This is a genomic window from Streptomyces sp. Z423-1, from assembly GCF_013009255.1.
Taxonomy (GTDB): domain Bacteria; phylum Actinomycetota; class Actinomycetes; order Streptomycetales; family Streptomycetaceae; genus Streptomyces; species Streptomyces gossypiisoli.
Genome location: NZ_CP053109.1, coordinates 7,321,678 through 7,339,685, shown reverse-complemented (window position 1 = coordinate 7,339,685; position 18,008 = coordinate 7,321,678). Strand labels below are relative to the sequence as shown.

Sequence of the window (18,008 nt, the reverse complement as noted above, 5' to 3'; positions counted from 1 at the left end):
CAGTAGAGGCGCACCGGAGGGAGCGTGGCGGTAGAGGCGCACCGGAGTGGGCTGGCGATAGGGGCACGCTGAAAACGGCCTGGTGGTAAGGACGCGCTGGAAAGGCATGGCGCTAGAGGCGCACTGGAGAGGGCTGGTGGTAGGGGCGCGCTGGAGAAGGCCTGGCGGGAGAGGCGCACCGGAGAGGGCCGGGCGCTTGAGGCCCGCTGGAAAGGGCCGGGCGCTAGAGGCGCACCGGAGAGGGCCTGGCGGTAAAGGCCCGCTGGAGGGGGCCCGGCGGTAGGACCCCCGGCACCAGGAGCCGCCCGTCGAAAGCCGCGGCGTTCGACGGGCCGTCGACGTCGGCCTGCGTTGCTTGAATCCATGGCGTTGTCAGACCCTGCTGCCATGCTCGCCGCATGACGACCAACACTCCCTCCACGCCCCGCCCCTCCCCGACGGTCGCCCCGTCCCGCCCATGACCGCTGATGAGCGCGCCATGCTGGAGAGCTGGCTCGACTTTCACCGGGCCACGCTGGAGCTGAAGTGCCGCGGGCTGGACGACGCCCAGGTGCGGCTCACCTCGGCCGAGCCCTCGTCGCTCACCCTGCTCGGGCTCGTGCAGCACCTCGCGGAGGTCGAGCGGAACTGGTTCCAGCGCGTGCTCGCCGGTCTCGACGTACCGCCGGTGTACGAGGAGGAGAGCGGGTACGCCCTGCGTCCGGACCGCGGTCTGGACGAGGCACTCACCATCTGGCGCCGGGAGATCGCGCGCGGCCGGGAGATCTCCGCCGGGCGATCGCTGGAGGACACCGGGCGGCTGACCGACGGTCCGTTGACCGGCGTGGAGGTGAGCCTGCGCTGGGTGCTCATCCATCTCATCGAGGAGTACGCCCGGCACAACGGTCACGCCAACATCCTCCGCGAGCGTATCGACGGGGTGACCGGAGCCTGAATTCACGGCGATTAGCGAGCCTTCTCCGGTCATCATTCCGTAATATAATCCAGCGCAGCTTCCCGTATTCTTCTGCCCGCTTTTCCCAACCCTAAACACAAAAATTTCACGAGCACCGAACGGTCCAATTCGGTCAGATCTCGTAAGCGTTACACAGATGTGACGCGCTCCACATCGCGACCTTTATGCCCGATATGACAGGGGCAAACTCGGGCATTTCGCCGCCCCTCGCACGAACACCCGCGCCCGCGCGATAACACATGGGAGGGCCATACGTAACCCCCTCCGGCCATGCATTTTCAATTCTTGGTCGGTAAATTCAATTCGCATGACTGCCGCACAAGCAGACCTACTCATAGACCGCCCCGGGGTGGCCGACGGGGCCGCTTTCTGGCGGCTCGCCAAGGAATCCGGAACGCTCGACCTGAACTCCGCGTACAGCTATCTGCTGTGGTGCCGCGACTTCGCCGGTACGTCGGCCGTGGCGCGGACGGCCGGCGGCGAGGCCGTCGGGTTCGTCACCGGGTACCTGCGGCCGGACCGCCCGGAGACCCTGCTCGTCTGGCAGGTGGCCGTCGACTCCGCGCACCGCGGACACGGGCTCGCGGCACGCATGCTCGACGGACTGACCGCCCGGATAGCCGCCGAGCACCGGCTGACCTCCGTCGAGACCACGATCACGCCGGGCAACACCGCCTCCGAGCGGCTGTTCGCCTCGTACGCCGCGCGGCACGGCGCCCACGTCGAGTGCGAGGTGCTGTTCGGCACGGAACAGTTCCCGGACGGCCCGCACGACCCCGAAGTCCTCTACCGCATCGGCCCGCTGACCCGTCTGCCGAAGACGTCGGACTGACCCGTACGCACAGGCCTCGGCCCTCGCTACGACCCCCACATCGACCAGTCACACAGAGGAGCGAATCCCCGTGACCATCACCCAGCCCGACCTCAGCGTCTTCGAAACCCTGGAGTCCGAGGTGCGCAGCTACTGCCGCGGCTGGCCCACCGTCTTCGACCGTGCGCGCGGCAGCCGTATGTACGACGAGGACGGCCACGAGTACCTCGACTTCTTCGCCGGTGCCGGCTCGCTCAACTACGGGCACAACAACGCCGTCCTGAAACGGGCCCTGCTCGACTACCTGGAGCGGGACGGCGTCACCCACGGTCTCGACATGTCGACCACCGCCAAGCGCTCCTTCCTGCAGACCTTCCAGGACCTGGTGCTGCGGCCGCGCGACCTGCCGTACAAGGTCATGTTTCCGGGGCCAACGGGCACCAACGCCGTGGAGTCCGCGCTGAAGCTGGCGCGGAAGGCGAAGGGCCGCGAGGCGATCGTGTCGTTCACCAACGCCTTCCACGGCATGTCCCTGGGCTCCCTCGCCGTGACCGGCAACGCCTTCAAACGCGCCGGTGCCGGCGTCCCGCTCGTGCACGGCACGCCGATGCCCTTCGACCACTACCTCGACGGCAAGGTCCCGGACTTCCTGTGGTTCGAGCGGCTCCTGGAGGACCAGGGCTCCGGCCTCAACAAGCCCGCCGCCGTGATCGTCGAGACCGTGCAGGGCGAGGGCGGCATCAACGTGGCCCGCCCCGAGTGGCTGCGCGCGCTGGCCGAGCTGTGCGAGCGCCAGGACATGCTGCTGATCGTCGACGACATCCAGATGGGCTGCGGCCGCACCGGCGCCTTCTTCTCCTTCGAGGAGGCGGGCATCGTGCCCGACATCGTCACGGTGTCCAAGTCCATCAGCGGCTACGGGCTGCCCATGGCGCTGTGCCTGTTCAAGCCCGAGCTGGACCTGTGGGAGCCGGGCGAGCACAACGGCACCTTCCGCGGCAACAACCCCGCCTTCGTCACCGCCACCGCCGCCCTGGAGACGTACTGGGCCGACGGCTCGGCCATGGAGAAGCAGACCCGTGCGCGCGGCGAGCAGGTCGAGCAGGTGCTGATCTCCATCACCGAGGAGAACCTCGCCGACGTCAAGGAGTACCGGGGCCGCGGCCTGGTGTGGGGCCTGGAGTTCCACGACAAGGGCCGCGCCGAGCGCATCGCGCGCCGCGCGTTCGAACTCGGGCTGCTGATCGAGACGTCCGGCCCGGAGAGCGAGGTCGTCAAGCTGCTGCCCGCACTGACCATCACGCCCGACGAGCTCGACGAGGGCCTGCGCGTCCTCGCCCGCGCCGTACGCGAAACCGTCTGAGAAAAGGAGCTGTTCAACACCGTGATCGTCCGTTCGTTCCAGGACATCGAAGGCACCGACCGGCATGTGAAGGCCGCGTCCGGTACCTGGGAGAGCAAACGCATCGTCCTCGCCAAGGAGAAGGTCGGCTTCTCGCTGCACGAGACGATCCTGTACGCGGGAACGGAGACGTCGATGTGGTACGCCAACCACATCGAGGCCGTCGTCTGCGTGCAGGGCGAGGCCGAGCTGACCGACCACGAGACCGACCGGACGTACACGATCACGCCCGGGACGATGTACCTCCTCGACGGCCACGAGCGGCACACGCTGCGCGTCAAGGAGGACTTCCGCTGCATCTGCGTGTTCAACCCGCCGGTGACCGGACGGGAGGACCACGACGAGAACGGCGTCTACCCCCTGCTCACCGAACCCGAGGAGGTGTGACCGACCATGACCACCACCGTCACCGATCTGTACCCCAGCCGCGGCACCACCGAGGTGTCCACCCCCCGCAAGGACCCGGTCGTCTGGGGCACGCCCGGCACGCCGGGGCCGATCGACGTCGCCGATCTGCAGGCGTACGAGCGTGACGGCTTCCTCGCCATCGACGAACTCATCACCGAGGACGAGGTCGCCGTCTACCACCAGGAGCTGAACCGGCTGATCAACGACCCGGCGATCCGGGCCGACGAGCGGTCGATCGTCGAGCCGAAGTCCAAGGAGATCCGGTCCGTCTTCGAAGTGCACCGGATCAGCGAGGTGTTCGCCGCGCTGGTGCGGGACGAGCGGGTCGTCGGACGGGCGCGGCAGATCCTCGGCTCGGACGTGTACGTCCACCAGTCGCGGATCAACGTCAAGCCCGGTTTCGGGGCGAGCGGCTTCTACTGGCACTCGGACTTCGAGACCTGGCACGCCGAGGACGGACTGCCGAACATGCGCACGGTGTCCGTCTCGATCGCGCTGACCGAGAACTACGACACCAACGGCGGGCTCATGATCATGCCGGGGTCGCACAAGACGTTCCTCGGGTGCGCGGGGGCCACGCCGAAGGACAACTACAAGAAGTCGCTGCAGATGCAGGACGCGGGCACGCCGTCGGACGAGGCGCTGACCGCGATGGCCTCGCAGTACGGCATCAAGCTGTTCACCGGCAAGGCCGGTTCGGCCACGTGGTTCGATTGCAACTGCATGCACGGGTCGGGCGACAACATCACGCCGTTCCCGCGCAGCAACGTCTTCATCGTGTTCAACAGCGTGGAGAACGAGGCGGTCGAGCCGTTCGCGGCCCCGATCCGCCGACCGGAGTTCATCGGGGCGCGGGACTTCACGCCGGTGAGGTGAGACCACTTCCCGGCTGACCGGAACAACCGCCCGCAAGCAGTCGGACCCGCCGCCACCCGAAGGCATGCGGGTCCGACTGCTTACGGCTGTCACCGGCGTGCTACGGCTGTCCACGGGCAAGTGGGGCCGGGAGTAAGACAGAAGGACTACAACCGGGTGGCGCCCTCCGGCCACAGCACCGCACCGGTACACCGGTCCGGTGGACGTACGCGACCACGTCCGCAGTCCCGCCGTACCCCCACGCCGGTTTCCCGTCCCACACGGCGATCAGCTCATCCACCGAACACACCAGCGCCTCACTGCCCGCCATATGCGCATCAGAGGTCGACTCCGTCATCCCGGTTTCATGGACGTCGGCCGCGCGGGCGTACAGCTCGTCATAGACGGTGTGATGCCACTCCGGCAGGCTCGCCCGGTGTCCGGAAGCGGGCACGACGACTTCGAGTTGTCCCCCGTGCTTGAGGACGGCTTCGGCGAACCAGGAGTCAGGGCCGTCCGCGATGCACGAGACAGCCGTCAGGTCGGCGGCGTGGTATTCGCGTACTGCCTCGTCGAGCATCGTGCGCACCTGCCGCTCCACATCCGCGTTCAACTCGCGGTGCCCGGTGATCCCTACGCGCATGCCGTGGTCCCTCTCTTACAGGTAGACGCCGTGTAGGCGCTCGTCGAAGTCCCGCACCACCATGGGCGGGGCGGCGGTGGTGAGGGTACGGCGCACGGCGCGGGCGCGCTCCACGATTCGCCCGGACCGGTACGTCAGGCCGGCGTCGAGGGCGCGCGAGGCGAAGGCGAACGCCGCGTCCAGCCTGCCGACGGCGAGGTAACCGGCGGCGATGTCCAACACCAGCAGGGCGCGCTGCTTGGCATGGCCGGTGGCCAGGGCCTCTACGTCATCACTGATCACCCAGTCCGACAGACCGAGCCGTGCGCCGCACGTGACCCGGCAGGCGGCCACCTTTTCGGGGGTGAAGGAGAACACCCACGGCCACGGCGACGGCTCCTCGGACTCCTTCAACGCCTCGGCTGCGGACCGGCTCGCGGTGAGGGCTTTGTCGGCCGCACGCCGGTCCCCGGCCGCCGCGTGGCCGAGGGCTTCGACGCTGGACAGCCACGCATCCGCTACGGCCGGACGCAGGTCCCCGAGCGCGCGCCGTGCCCGACTGGCCTGGTTCAGTGCTTCCACGCCGTTACCGGCGTGCGCCTCGAACTGGGCGAGCGTGCCCCGCTGGTAGGCGGCCAGCAAGGGATTCCCGGCCGTCTTGGCGGCCTTGATTGCTGCGCCGTACCCAGGAACGGGCTGAGCCGTTGTCGCGCTTGTCCCAGGCGAGCCAGCCCGCGAAGGAAGCGGCTTCGCTGCCCACCGCTGCCAGCCGTGCCCGGTCGCTGTCCCCGCTTGCGGATCGGGTGATGCTCTGGATCAGCCGGATATGAGACTCGACGGTGTCATACAAGTCACGGGACGGGGTGGAGCCGTCGAGCCGTCTGTAGGCGCTGGTGGACAGGCGCAGGGCGGCGGCCTGCCCGCCGCCACTGTCGGCGGCATCAGCGGCAGGAGGAGGAGACAGGACCGAAGTCGCCGCGGCTGCGACGACCCCGCCTAGAAGAGTCCTGCGGTGCATGTCGTCTGACCCGTCTTTCACCTGCGCCTGCGGCGGCCGTCCGCGAGGCCCACCAGCGCCGGCGGTATGGCGAGGTGTGCGGCTGCCGCCTCCAGAATGTTCGTGCTGTAGTCGCCTTGGCCCTTTTCTCCAGGCGGGAGACGGCGGACTGTGACAAGCCCAGGGCCTGCCCCAATGCCGTTAGCGTCATCTGCTGTGCCTTGCGGGCCAGTTCGATGACGCGCCCGTAATCCCCGGCCCGGGACGCATCCCGGATCGGCCCTGTCGGCACGGGGCCCCGCAGCGCATCCCGGTCCTCGAAGAGGCGAAACTCCGTGATGGGGCTCCACTCGTTGAGCATGGCCTAACCCTTGCGCACGGCCAGCTTGATCCGCCTACGCGAAGGGAGGAAACCAGAGGCGCATGCCGAGCTGCCGAAAGACGTCTGCGTTATCCCGGACCGTCCACCAATTCCTGCGGGTGAATTGCAGAGAGATCGACTGGCCAGGGTGGCGCTTGCCCAGAGCCGAGCAGATCTCTGTCAGGTCGGGTGGGAAGGCCAGGACGCCCGTCACGGCGAAGGCTTCGTAGACGACGAGTGCGTACCAGTCGACGCCGGGGATGCTTCGCACAGTGTGCTCGTTCGGCCAGTCGGAGACAGGGTTGGCGAGGTACTTGACCTGTATGTACTCGCCATCGGTTGATATCAGGTCGTAGTGCGCCTGCACCCGGGACTGGGCAAGCCGGGCCCCCCAGAGGGCCGCGACCAGGTGCTCGGCGAACTCAGCCAGGGGATCCCGGTTCGACTGGCCGAGTCCCAAGGTCCCCAGCAGGGTCTGGCGCGCCAACCGGTAGGAGTCCAGGGCGCTCAGCAGCCCGGGTACGACGGCGCCGTTCGGAACGGGAGGAAGAACGCTGTCGGACACGCAGCCACGATTCCGTACCTTGGCCGCGGGGAGCAACACTCTTCCGTACCCCGGCGGGGCGCTCGCTCTCCGGCGGGACGGAACTCGAAGACCCCGCCTAGGCGGCACCCGTGAGGCGCGGCCCGCGCAGGCTCAGCGGAGCTTGGTGGGGTCGAGGACCTGGTCGGGCGGCGGCGGGGTGGTGTCGACGGGCTTGTCGTGGTCGGTGAAGGTGAGGTCCACGGGCTCGTTGCCGCCTGCGATCGTGCCCCTCAGGATGTAGGGCTTGCCCTCCTTGGCGATGTAGACGGTCGCGGTCTGGGTCGTGGTCCTTTCGGCGAGCACGGCGACCGGCCGGCCGCCCACGGTGGCATCGGCTTCGCGGGTGGAGTTTCCGTCAGATACAGGGCTCAGTGCCTCGATCAGGCCGTCGAAACCGTTGCATATGCGCCCAAGAGTCTCCGACATCATTCTGGGGGGCTTGATCCAGCGGCCCTTGAACAGCGCGACCATCTCCTCGGCCTGCTCGGCTGTCATCCCGCGGCTGAAGGTGGCCCGCCAGTAGTCCTCCTCAGCCTTGACGTGGACGAGTGAACCCTTCTTGATGATGTGCATGGTGCCCAGGGAGTTGCCCACCGTGCCGTTGCAGGAGCCGCGGACGTCCATGGCCAGGTCGACCTCTACTTGCCGGCCGTCGCTGTTGGCCTTGCCGGTGATGCGCATGCTCGTGGCGTTCTTGACGGCTTCCCGAGCCTGATTGTCGATCTGCTCGGGCGTCATGGTGTCGAAGGGGTGCTTCGTCTTGGTCGCCGACGCGGTGCTCCTCGCGCCGGCCTCGGCACTGTCCTGGCTGCAGCCGGTGATGATCACGGTGGTGGCGGCGCACAGCAACGCGGTGGCGGCGCGGTTGGCGATGTGGTGCTTCACGTGCGGGTTTCCCTCCCCTGTTGAGCCTCGCTGACTGTATGCGGTCAAGGCACGGCATGTGCAGGGGGGAGCGTTCGTGAAGTGAGCCCCCCATCACTGAGCCCGGGCTCCTTACGACGAGGGGCCCGGGCTTCGGTCATCCCGCGGGTCAGTCGGACAGCACGTCCAGGATCCGGTCCACGTCGGCGGGTGTGTTGTACAGGTGGAAGGACGCCCGCAGATTGCCCGCCCGGTTGGAGACCTGGACGTCCGCGCGGGCCAGTTCGGGTACCCGGTGCCCGAGTCCCGGCACGGAGACGATCGCGGAGCCGGGGGCGGAGACGGGCTCGTGGCCCAGCTCGCGCAGCTCCGCGCGGAAGCGGTCGGCGAGGGCGAGGTCATGGGCGCGTACGGCGTCCACGCCGAGTTCCTCGATCAGTTCGAGGGACGTGCGCAGCCCGGCGTAGCTGAACAGGGCGGGGGTGAGGTCGAAGCGCCGGGCGGAGTGGGCGAGTTCGGTGACCGGGCCGTAGCAGCTGTCCATCGGGACCTCCCCGGCGACCCAGCCCGCCAGCACCGGCGTCAGCCCGCCGAAGTCCTCCGGTACGACGAGGAAGGCCGCCCCGTGCGGGCCGAGCAGCCACTTGTAGCAGGTGGCGGTGGTGAAGTCGTACGCACTCGCGTCCATCGGCAGCCAGCCGGCGGCCTGGGAGAAGTCGATGTACGTACGGGCTCCGTGCTCCCGGGCCGCCTCGCGCAGCGCGGGCAGGTCGACGATGCGTCCGTCGGCGGACTGCGCGGCGCTCACCGCGACGAGCGCGGTGCCCGGGCGGACGGCCTCGGCGATCCGCTCCAGCGGCACGGCCCGCACCTTGAGGTCGCCGCGCACATGGAACGGGTTCAGGACGGAGGTGAAGTCGTCCTCGGCGGTGAGGACTTCGGCGCCCGCGGGCAGTGAGGCGGCGATCACGCCGGTGTGCGCGGCGACCGAGGCTCCCGCCGCCACTCTGCCGACCGGTACACCGGCCAGCCGGGCGAAGGCGGCGCGGGCGGCCTCCACGTCGTCGAACAGGGGGTCGAGGGATCGGCCCTCGGCCCGCAGCCGCACCGCGTCGTGCAGCGCGGTCACGGTGCGGGCCGGCAGCAGCCCGTTGCTCGCGGTGTTGAGGTATGTGTTCTTCGGGGCGAACTCGGCGCGGACGAGGCTCTCGAAGGTCTCCATGGCTCCACTGTGCGGCCCGACGAACCCCCAAGTCCATTGCGTATTTCTACGTGGATTCCCTAAGAGACGCTTATATACCCGGCCTGACCTGGGACTTCGCCCTTCACTGCCGCGGCGGCACCGCGCACCCGTCGGGCCCGCACGCCTCCGCGCCCCCGTCCTCGACCAGCGTCAGCGGCGACCGCTCACCCCAGGCCTGTGTCAGCGCCCGCTCGAACACCTCGGCGGGCTGCGCCCCCGACACCCCGTACTTCCGGTCGAGCACGAAGAACGGCACCCCGGTGGCCCCGAGCTGCGCGGCCTCCCGCTCATCGGCACGCACCTCGTCGGCGTACGCCTGCGGATCGGCGAGCACCTTGCGCACCTCGGCCTCGTCGAGGCCGGCGCCGACGGCGATCTCCACGAGCCGCTCGTCGTCGTTGAAGAGGGACCGCTCCTCGGCGAAGTTCGCCCGGTACAGCCGCTGGACCAGCTCGTCCTGGCGGCCGTGCTCCTTGGCGAGGTGGAGCAGCCGGTGCATGTCGAAGGTGCTGCCGTGGTCACGGCCCCGCGTCCGGTACTGCAGCCCCTCGGCGGCGGCCTGCGCGCCCAGGTTGTCCTCACCGGCCTGCGCCTGGGCCTCGCTCATGCCGTACTTCTTGGCGAGCATCGTCAGCACGGGCTGCACGTCGTCCTTGGCCCGTCCGGGGTCCAGCTCGAAGGACCGGTGCACCACCTCGACCTGGTCACGCTGCGGGAAGGCCGCGAGCGCCTTCTCGAAGCGGGCCTTGCCCACGTAGCACCAGGGGCAGGCGATGTCGCTCCAGATCTCGACGCGCAGGGTCACGGCTCTCTCCAGGTCGTACGGCCGCGGAGGCTCTCTCCGACGGACAGATGAAACGTTGATATGTGAACGTTCAAGAGCCCGCGTTCATTCCGCCCGCTCAGCTTCCGTCCCGCAGGTCCCGCGGCCAGACGGGCCGGAACTCGATGTGGTCGTACGTCACCACGCACCCCTCCCCCATCGGCGACTGCGTCATGAACCCGACCAGCGCCGTCCCCGTCTCCTTCTCCCCGCCCAGCGTGAACAGCCGGACGAAGGTCCACCGCTCACCGTCACGGGAGGCGTGAAAGGCGAAGGCGCGCCCGGTGCGGCTGACCCGCAGCCAGACGGAACTGCCGTCCACCGTGAAGGAGTTGGCGTCGTCGGAGTGCCCCCGGGTGACCACCGTGCAGACGGTGGGCACGTCCGGGGAGTACTCCAGACAGAGCTTGGCCCACTCCCGCTCCCCGACATGGACGTACAGCACCCCGGCGTCGAAGGCCGCGCCGAAGCCGACCGTCACGCGGGCGATCAGCTGGAAGTCCCCTTCGGGCGCCCCCAGCAACCGAGGCGCGTCGGAGACGGGCTCCAGCGCCTCCCCGGTGGGCGGCACGAACCGGTCCTGCCGGGGCCCGGCCCAACCGGTGAGCACGCCGTCCTCGTACGACCAATGCCCGTCGGGCCCGTAAGTACGGAGGGAAAAGGGTATTTCGGGAAGCTCAACGTCCATAGCCGGATTCTCTCAGCGGGAGGCGGGCAACATCAGGGGCGCGGGGAACTGCGCGACCAGCCACGTCGAACCCGCAGCCCGCAGACCACCGCACCCCCTACGTCGCTTCCCGCGGAGCGCTACCGCTCCAGATGCCCGTTGAACCGCCGAGGCAGCCCCAGCGGATTCTCGTCCCGAAGCTCCGGCGGCAACAACGCCTCCGGCGCCCCCTGATACACCACCGGCCGCAACCACCGCTCAATGGCCGTCCCACCCACCGACGTCGACGTCGACGTCGTCGCCGGGTACGGCCCCCCGTGATGCTGCGCGGGCGCCACCGCAACCCCCGTCGGCCAGCCGTTCACCAGCACACGCCCGGCCAGCGGCGTCAGCTCCGCCAGCAGCTCCGGCCCACGCCCCTCCCCCGCGGCCTCCGCCGCCGACAGATGCACCGTCGCCGTCAGGTTCCCCGGCAGCCGCGACAGCACCGCCGTCGCCTCACCCTCGTCCTCATAGCGGGCCACGACAGTGACCGGCCCGAAGCACTCCTCCAGCAGCAGGTCGTACGCCCCCTCCCGCGCCAGCTTCTCCGCCGGCACCGTCAGGAACCCCGGGCTCACCGTGTGCTCGCCGCCCGCACCGGGCGTGACAGGCGACTCCACACCGTCGAGCGCGGTCCGCTCGGCGACCCCGGCGACGAAGTTGTCCCGCATCCGGTGGTCGAGCAGCACCCCCGCCTCGGTGTCGCTGACCGCGTCCGTCAGCGACTTCACCAGCCGGTCCCCCGCCGCGCCGGACGGCGCCAGCACCAGCCCCGGCTTCACACAGAACTGCCCGACGCCCAGCGTCATCGACCCGGCAAGGCCCGACCCGATCTGCTCCGCCCGCTCGGCCGCGGCCGCCTCGGTGACCAGCACCGGGTTCAGGGAGCCCAGCTCGCCGTGGAAGGGGATCGGGACCGGACGGGCGGCCGCCGCGTCGAAGAGGGCACGCCCGCCGCGTACCGAACCGGTGAACCCGGCCGCCGCGACCAGCGGGTGCTTGATCAGCTCCACGCCCGCCTCGAAGCCGTGCACGAGGCCCACCACTCCCTCGGGGATGCCGTGCTCCCCGGCGGCCCGGCGCAGCACCTTTGCGACCAGCTCGGACAGAGCCGGGTGGTCGGGGTGGGCCTTGACGACGACCGGGCAGCCCGCGGCCAGCGCGCTGGCGGTGTCACCGCCGGCAACGGAGAAGGCGAAGGGGAAGTTGGAGGCGGAGTAGACGGCGACGACGCCCAGCGGGACCTTGTAGCGGCGCAGGTCGGGGATGGGCGGGGTGGCCGTGTCGTCGGGGTGGTTGATGACGACGTCGAGGAAGGCGCCCTCGTCGACGATGTCGGCGAAGGCCCGCAACTGGTAGCAGGTGCGCGCGAGCTCGCCGGTCAGCCGGACCGGGCCGAGCGCGGTCTCGGCGTCGGCGGTCTCGACGAGTCCGTCCCTGGCCGCCTCCAACTGGTCCGCGGCGGTGCGCAGGAAGGCCGCCCGGACCGCGCGGTCGGCGAGGGACCCCCGGGCGTCGTACGCGGCACGTACGGCGGTGTCCACCTCCTGGGCTGTGGCCTCCACCGCAACCTGCTCACGCTGCTTCCCGGTACGGGGGTCGACACTCCAGACTGGTGCTGCTGCCACCGCGGGTTCCTCCACATGTCTTGCCGCAGTACGTACGTCGTTCACCATGCCATCCACCAGCGCTGTTCGATATACTGAACGCTGTCTTCGATGGTGAATATGATGCGGAGACTATTTCCCGTCCAACGAAGGGGTCAAGGGCGATGTCGGCAGGCGAGACAGGCGGCGGGGCGCAGGTCAAGTCCGCGGTGCGGACCGTTGAATTGCTCGAGTACTTCGCGGGAAGTCCCGGTATGCACTCGCTGGCCGCCGTGCAGGAGGCGGTGGGCTACCCCAAGTCGAGCCTGTACATGCTGCTGCGCACCCTCGTCGAGCTCGGCTGGGTGGAGACGGACGCGACCGGCACGCGGTACGGCATCGGTGTACGGGCGCTGCTCGTCGGCACGTCGTACATCGACGGCGACGAGGTGGTCGCGGTGGCCCGGCCGACCCTGGACCGGCTCTCGGACGACACCACGGAGACCATCCACCTGGCCCGCCTGGACGGCACCAACGTCGTCTACCTCGCCACCCGCCAGTCGCAGCACTACCTGCGCCCGTTCACCCGGGTCGGCCGCCGTCTGCCCGCGCACTCCACCTCGCTGGGCAAGGCGCTGCTCAGCACCTACTCCGACGAGCAGGTGCGCAAGATGCTGCCGGAGACCCTGCCCGCGCTGACCGAGAACACCATCACCGACCGGGAGAAGCTCATCGAGGAGCTGCACCTGGTGCGGGAGCAGGGGTACGCCGTCGACCGCGAGGAGAACACCCTCGGCCTGCGCTGCTTCGGTGTGGCGATCCCCTACCGCACCCCGGCCCGGGACGCCATCAGCTGCTCGATCCCGGTGGCCCGGCTCACCCCCGCGCACGAGCAGATGGTGAAGGACGCCCTGTTCGACGCCCGCGACCGGCTGACGCTCGCCACGCGGAGGCTGTGAGCAGCGTGCTGCACCCCCGAAGCTTTCTGAGGAGCGGATGAGAAACCGGACGGAAGGGAACGTTCCGGCCGGTGCCGCTCGTCTGTAGAGCGGGATGAACAAGACGATCAGGCGCGCGTCCGTCTTCACACTGCTCCTGGTGCTGGTCCTGCTGGTCAGGGCCACCTGGGTGCAGTTCTACGAGGGCCAGGCGCTCGCGGACGACAAGAACAACCGGCGGAACGCGATCGAGCTGTACAGCGAGCCGCTCGGCAACATCATCGTGGCCGGCGACTCGGTGACCGGCTCGGCCAGGACCACGAGCGGCGACCTGAAGTACAAGCGGACGTACCGGGACGGCGCGCTGTACGCGGCGGTGACCGGCTACAGCTCGCAGGTGTACGGCGCCACCCAGCTGGAGGGCATCTACCAGGACCTGCTGGACGGCACCGACACCCGGCTGAAGACCGTGCTGGACACGGTCACCAACAAGCGCGCCGACCCCGGTGACGTGATCACGACGATCGACCCGGACGCCCAGCGGGCGGCGTACGAGGCGCTGGGCGACAAGAAGGGCGCCGCCGTCGCGATCGACCCGAAGACGGGCAGGATCCTGGCGGTCGTCTCGACTCCGTCGTACGACCCGTCGGAGATCACCGCGGGCAACTCGGAGGTGTGGACGCAGCTCACCAAGGACGAGGACAAGCCGATGACCAACCGGGCGCTGCGCCAGCCGCTGCCCCCGGGCTCCACGTTCAAGCTGGTGGTCGCGGCGGCCGCGCTGGAGGACGGGCTGTACTCGTCGGTGGACGAACGCACGGACAGCCCCGACCCGTACCCGCTCCCGCTGTCCTCGGACAAGCTCACCAACGAGAACCCGAACGCGCCCTGCGAGAACGCCTCGATCCGGGTGGCGCTCCAGTACTCCTGCAACAACGTCTTCGGCAAGATGGCCGTCGACCTCGGCCAGGACAAGGTCCGTGCGATGGCGGAGAAGTTCGGTTTCAACGACGACGAGCAGGACGTTCCGGTGCGCGCCTACGAGAGCGTGTACCCGAAGGACATGGACAAGGCGCAGACCGCCCTGTCCGGCATCGGCCAGTTCGACGTCACCGCGACCCCGCTCCAGATCGCCATGGTGTCCGCGGCCATAGCCAACGGCGGCAAGCTGGTTCAGCCGCACATGGTGTCGCAGATCACCGACCACAGCGGCGATGTGCTGGAGGACTACGACGCCAACGCCTCCACCAAGGAGATCGTCAGTTCCTCCACCGCCGAGCAGCTGCAGTCGGCGATGCAGACGGTCGTCGAGAAGGGCACGGGGTCGAACGCGCAGATCTCCGGCGCCACCGTCGGCGGCAAGACGGGTACGGCCCAGCACGGCGAGAACAACAGCAAGACGCCGTACGCCTGGTTCACCTCCTACGCCAAGTCCGACAGCTCGGACAAGGAGGTCGCCGTGGCGGTGGTGGTCGAGCAGTCGGACGCGGCGCGGTCGGAGGTCAGCGGCAATGGGTTGGCGGCGCCGGTGGCCAAGGCTGTGATGGAAGCGGCGTTGCAGTAACGCCCCAAGGGGCGCGGGGAACTGCGCGACCAGCCACAACGGACCCGCACTGGCCGCGCAGCGTCCCTCACTTGACGCCGAGGATCTGCTCGATCGGGTCGATCGCGAAGTACACCAGGAACAGCGCCGAGGTCCCCCACAGCAGCCAGTGGACCTCCTTGGCCTTGCCGAGCACCGTCTTGATGACGACGTAGGCGACGAAGCCCGCGCCGATGCCGTTGGTGATGGAGTACGTGAACGGCATCACGGCGATGGTGAGGAACGCCGGGATGGCGATCTCGTACCGGTCCCAGTCGATCTGCTTGACCTGGGTCATCATCAGGAACCCGACGGCGACCAGGGCCGGGGCGGCCGCCTGGAGCGGGACGATGGTGAGCAGCGGGGTGAAGAACAGGGCGAGGGCGAACAGGCCGCCGGTGACCAGGTTGGAGAAGCCGGTGCGCGAGCCCTCGCCGACGCCCGCCGCCGACTCGATGTAGGACGTGGCGGAGGACGCGGACGCGGCGCCGCCCGCGACGGCCGCCGCGCCGTCGATGAGCAGGACCCGGCCGAGGTTCGGGACCTTGCCGTCCTGGTCCAGCAGTCCGGCCTCCGTGCTGATGCCGACGACCGTGCCCATGGTGTCGAAGAAGTCGGACAGGACCAGCGTGAAGATCAGCAGCACGACGGTGATGACACCGACGCCGGGCTCGCCGAACGCGCCGAACAGGTTGAAGTCGCCGATCAGTCCGAAGTCGGGGGCGTCGACGACCTGGTCGGGCCAGGCGGGTGTGGTCAGGCCCCAGGCCTTGATGTCGGCGAGGGAGTTGATGACGATCGCGACGATCGTCATGGTCACGATGCTGATCAGGATGGCGCCCTTGACCTTGCGGGCGAGCAGCCCGACGGTCAGCAGCACGCCGAGGCAGAAGACGAGGATCGGCCAGCCCGTGAGCGTGCCGGAGCCGCCCAGCTGAACGGGCACGGTGGTGTTCGCGGCGTCCGGGATCCGGCTGACGAAACCGGCGTCGACGAAGCCGATGAAGGCGATGAACAGGCCGATGCCGACGCTGATCGCCTGCTTGAGGGGCCCCGGGATGGCGTGCATGACGGCCTCGCGCAGGCCGGTCACCACCAGGACGCAGATCAGCAGGCCTTCGAGGACGATCAGGCCCATCGCGTCGTCCCAGCTCATCAGCGGGGCGATCTGGAAGGCGACGACGGCGTTGAGGCCGAGTCCGGCGGCGAGCGCGAGCGGCAGATTGCCGCCGACGCCCATGATGACGGTCATCACCGCGGCCACCAGGGCGGTGGCGGTGGTGAGTTGGACGGGGTCGAGCTGGGCGCCGTACTTGTCCTCGGCGCTGCCCAGGATGATCGGGTTCAGGACAAGGATGTAGGCCATCGTGAAGAACGTGGCGAAGCCGCCGCGTATCTCCCGGGCAAAGGTGGAGCCCCGCGCGGATATCTTGAAGAACCGGTCGACGCCGTTGGCCGCCGGTGGCGGGGCACTTGGCCGGTCGGCCACCCTCTGCGTTTCGGACATGGCGGATGCTCCTTGGTGCCTGAATGATCTGTGTGCGGATGCTGGCTGGATTGTTCCCGCGTTGAACCGGTTTCAGGTTTTCTCCGTGTTACGGAATCGAGTTCGGCCTGCCATACGGCGTTCGAAGCCCCGTACGAGACGCAGGTAACGCTGATACAGTTCCGGATCTCACCCCGGCGTACGGCTGTTCGATGCCGGGTCGACGCTTCGAGGAGAGACAGCCCGTGGGCACAGTCGTCGACGACGCCGCCTCCGTGGAGTTCCATGCCTTCTTCGAGCGCCACCACGCCGAACTCGCCCGTCTCGCCCATCTGTTGACCGGCGAGGCGGACGCCGCCGACGATCTGGCGGCGGACGCGCTGCTCGCGATGTGGCACCGCTGGGACCGGGTACGCGCGGCCGAGCATCCGGTCGCGTACGCGCGCGGGGTGGTCGCCAACCTGGCCCGCACCAGGATCCGCAGCACGGTGCGCGAGCGGCGGCGGATCGCCCTGTTCTGGTCGCAGCGCGAGGAGAAGGTGGAGAACCCGGACGTGGCGGGTGCGGTGGACGTCCAGGCGGCGCTGCGCCGGCTGCCGTTCCGCAAGCGGGCGTGTGTGGTGCTGCGGCACGCCTTCGACCTCTCGGAGAAGGACACCGCGCTCGCCCTGGGCATCTCGGTGGGTACGGTGAAGAGCCAGACGTCGAAGGGAATGGCCGAGCTGCAACGATTGCTCGGTCCGCAGGCGGCTCGGCGGAGAGTGCACGCGGCCATGGCGACGCGCACCGGTGAGGCGGGAGGAAGGAACCGATGACGATGCAGCGGGACGTGCACGACGAGCTGCGCGCCCGGCTGCACGAGGCGGCCGAGGCGCACCAGCCCGACCGCGCGCGCATGCTGGCCCGGATCGAACGCGGGATGACCCAGGAGGCCCGCCGCGCCGGTGGCCACCGGGGGACACTGCCGCCGGTGTTCGGCTGGCTGCGGGTGACCGGCGCGACGGCCGCGGTCGCGGGTGTGCTGGCGGTCGGCGGCTACGCGGTCGCCTCCGCCGTGAAGGACGAACCCGCCGCCCCGCAGGGCAAGGTCGCGGCCACCGCGACGCCCACCCCGTCGCCGGACGCGACGAGCCGGCCGCCCGCTCTTCCGGTGGACCCGACGCCGAGGACCTCCCCGGAGTCCGGGGAGTCCCGGGAGGAGGAGACCGGTTCACCGTCCGCCCCCGCCCCGCCCATCACACAGCCGCCGGCCGCCGGTGTCGAGGACGGCCCGCTGTGGTCGGACGGCTCGGTGGACCCGCACAGCAACGACTTCTGGGCGCAGAGCAACGTCACCGTCAAGTCCCGCGAGCAACTGACGCGGCTCACCGTGCAGTTGCGGATCGCCCAGACCGGCGGGGTGTCCTCGACGGGCGCCTGGCGGTCGCTGCCGGAGCAGGACTTCGACCTGACGGTCGGCGAGCAGGACGGCTTCCTCGTCTACACCTGGGTGCTCAAGGAGGGCCGTACGGTCCCGGCGGGCGAGTGGGTGTTCGCGGGGCAGTACGACCACGAGCGCGGCGGCCGGGACGCGAGGGACGACCGCTACACGGCGACGGCGACGGCGGGCGACCGGGAGCTGTCCGTGGCGGGCGACTTCGCGGCTCAGGACGACGACTCGTCCGAGGGCGATTCGTGACGGCCGACGCCCGGCTCGGGAAGCCCGCGTCCCCGTGAAGAAGTTTCGAAGACGCGGCAACCCTTTCTCCACCGGTGGCGACCACAAGGGGCAACAGTCACC

18 protein-coding genes and 1 pseudogene are annotated in these 18,008 nt (G+C 69.4%); 9 read left to right on the top strand and 10 right to left on the bottom strand.

The genetic code is table 11. The features are described from left to right. Positions 1-457 precede the first annotated feature (457 nt). The 5 genes from HJD23_RS33045 to thpD all read left to right on the top strand — a co-directional run bounded on the left by HJD23_RS33045 (position 458) and on the right by thpD (position 4,452). Positions 458-934 carry a DinB family protein gene (locus HJD23_RS33045; protein WP_171113624.1) on the top strand — a complete coding sequence of 159 codons (477 nt, stop codon included), beginning with the start codon at positions 458-460 and terminating at the stop codon, positions 932-934. Positions 935-1,262: 328 nt separating this feature from the next. After that, positions 1,263-1,787, top strand: a complete 525-nt coding sequence (gene ectA, locus HJD23_RS33040; protein ID WP_171113623.1) for a diaminobutyrate acetyltransferase — start codon at positions 1,263-1,265, stop codon at positions 1,785-1,787. A gap of 70 nt (positions 1,788-1,857) precedes the next feature. Then, on the top strand, positions 1,858-3,129 hold the full coding sequence (gene ectB, locus HJD23_RS33035; RefSeq protein WP_171113622.1) for a diaminobutyrate--2-oxoglutarate transaminase: 1,272 nt from the start codon (positions 1,858-1,860) through the stop codon (positions 3,127-3,129). A gap of 21 nt (positions 3,130-3,150) precedes the next feature. Then, positions 3,151-3,555, top strand: coding sequence for an ectoine synthase (locus HJD23_RS33030; RefSeq protein ID WP_171113621.1), 405 nt, complete (start codon positions 3,151-3,153; stop codon positions 3,553-3,555). Positions 3,556-3,561: 6 nt separating this feature from the next. Then, positions 3,562-4,452, top strand: a complete 891-nt coding sequence (gene thpD, locus HJD23_RS33025) for an ectoine hydroxylase (RefSeq protein WP_171113620.1) — start codon at positions 3,562-3,564, stop codon at positions 4,450-4,452. A 146-nt stretch (positions 4,453-4,598) separates the two neighbouring features. Here the strand turns inward: thpD and HJD23_RS33020 are convergent. From HJD23_RS33020 to HJD23_RS32985, 9 genes and pseudogenes are all read right to left on the bottom strand, one after another. After that, positions 4,599-5,074, bottom strand: a pseudogene (locus HJD23_RS33020) (hypothetical protein). Positions 5,075-5,089: 15 nt separating this feature from the next. Further along, the gene (locus HJD23_RS44305) at positions 5,090-5,695 is read right to left on the bottom strand and encodes a DNA-binding protein (RefSeq protein ID WP_232108063.1); all 606 of its coding nucleotides are present in this window, start codon (positions 5,693-5,695) and stop codon (positions 5,090-5,092) included. A 299-nt stretch (positions 5,696-5,994) separates the two neighbouring features. Next, the gene (locus tag HJD23_RS44300; protein WP_232108065.1) at positions 5,995-6,261 is read right to left on the bottom strand and encodes a hypothetical protein; all 267 of its coding nucleotides are present in this window, start codon (positions 6,259-6,261) and stop codon (positions 5,995-5,997) included. A 184-nt stretch (positions 6,262-6,445) separates the two neighbouring features. Then, a complete protein-coding gene (locus HJD23_RS33010) occupies positions 6,446-6,976 on the bottom strand; it encodes a hypothetical protein (RefSeq protein WP_171113619.1) in 531 nt (176 codons plus the stop codon). Between the two features lie 132 nt (positions 6,977-7,108). Then, positions 7,109-7,882 (bottom strand): hypothetical protein, encoded by a 774-nt coding sequence (locus HJD23_RS33005; RefSeq protein WP_171113618.1) that lies wholly within the window; start codon positions 7,880-7,882, stop codon positions 7,109-7,111. Positions 7,883-8,030: 148 nt separating this feature from the next. Beyond that, complete coding sequence (locus HJD23_RS33000; protein WP_171113617.1) at positions 8,031-9,083, bottom strand: aminotransferase class V-fold PLP-dependent enzyme; 1,053 nt, start codon at positions 9,081-9,083, stop codon at positions 8,031-8,033. Between the two features lie 103 nt (positions 9,084-9,186). Continuing rightward, on the bottom strand, positions 9,187-9,903 hold the full coding sequence (locus HJD23_RS32995) for a DsbA family oxidoreductase (protein ID WP_171118680.1): 717 nt from the start codon (positions 9,901-9,903) through the stop codon (positions 9,187-9,189). A gap of 103 nt (positions 9,904-10,006) precedes the next feature. Next, on the bottom strand, positions 10,007-10,615 hold the full coding sequence (locus tag HJD23_RS32990) for a DUF1349 domain-containing protein (RefSeq protein ID WP_171113616.1): 609 nt from the start codon (positions 10,613-10,615) through the stop codon (positions 10,007-10,009). 119 nt (positions 10,616-10,734) lie between these two features. Next, positions 10,735-12,264 (bottom strand): aldehyde dehydrogenase (NADP(+)), encoded by a 1,530-nt coding sequence (locus tag HJD23_RS32985; RefSeq protein ID WP_171113615.1) that lies wholly within the window; start codon positions 12,262-12,264, stop codon positions 10,735-10,737. 143 nt (positions 12,265-12,407) lie between these two features. Here HJD23_RS32985 and HJD23_RS32980 point away from each other — a divergent pair, with 143 nt between their 5' ends. Continuing rightward, positions 12,408-13,181 carry an IclR family transcriptional regulator gene (locus HJD23_RS32980; RefSeq protein ID WP_171113614.1) on the top strand — a complete coding sequence of 258 codons (774 nt, stop codon included), beginning with the start codon at positions 12,408-12,410 and terminating at the stop codon, positions 13,179-13,181. 94 nt (positions 13,182-13,275) lie between these two features. Further along, positions 13,276-14,724, top strand: coding sequence for a penicillin-binding protein 2 (locus HJD23_RS32975; RefSeq protein ID WP_171113613.1), 1,449 nt, complete (start codon positions 13,276-13,278; stop codon positions 14,722-14,724). A gap of 67 nt (positions 14,725-14,791) precedes the next feature. On the opposite strand, the gene HJD23_RS32970 is transcribed toward HJD23_RS32975, so the two are convergent. Next, a complete protein-coding gene (locus HJD23_RS32970) occupies positions 14,792-16,249 on the bottom strand; it encodes an NCS2 family permease (RefSeq protein ID WP_171113612.1) in 1,458 nt (485 codons plus the stop codon). A 224-nt stretch (positions 16,250-16,473) separates the two neighbouring features. Here HJD23_RS32970 and HJD23_RS32965 point away from each other — a divergent pair, with 224 nt between their 5' ends. Next, complete coding sequence (locus tag HJD23_RS32965) at positions 16,474-17,043, top strand: SigE family RNA polymerase sigma factor (RefSeq protein WP_171113611.1); 570 nt, start codon at positions 16,474-16,476, stop codon at positions 17,041-17,043. Beyond that, a complete protein-coding gene (locus tag HJD23_RS32960; RefSeq protein ID WP_171113610.1) occupies positions 17,040-17,906 on the top strand; it encodes a hypothetical protein in 867 nt (288 codons plus the stop codon). The genes HJD23_RS32965 and HJD23_RS32960 overlap by 4 nt, the downstream gene beginning before the upstream one ends. Positions 17,907-18,008 lie beyond the last annotated feature (102 nt).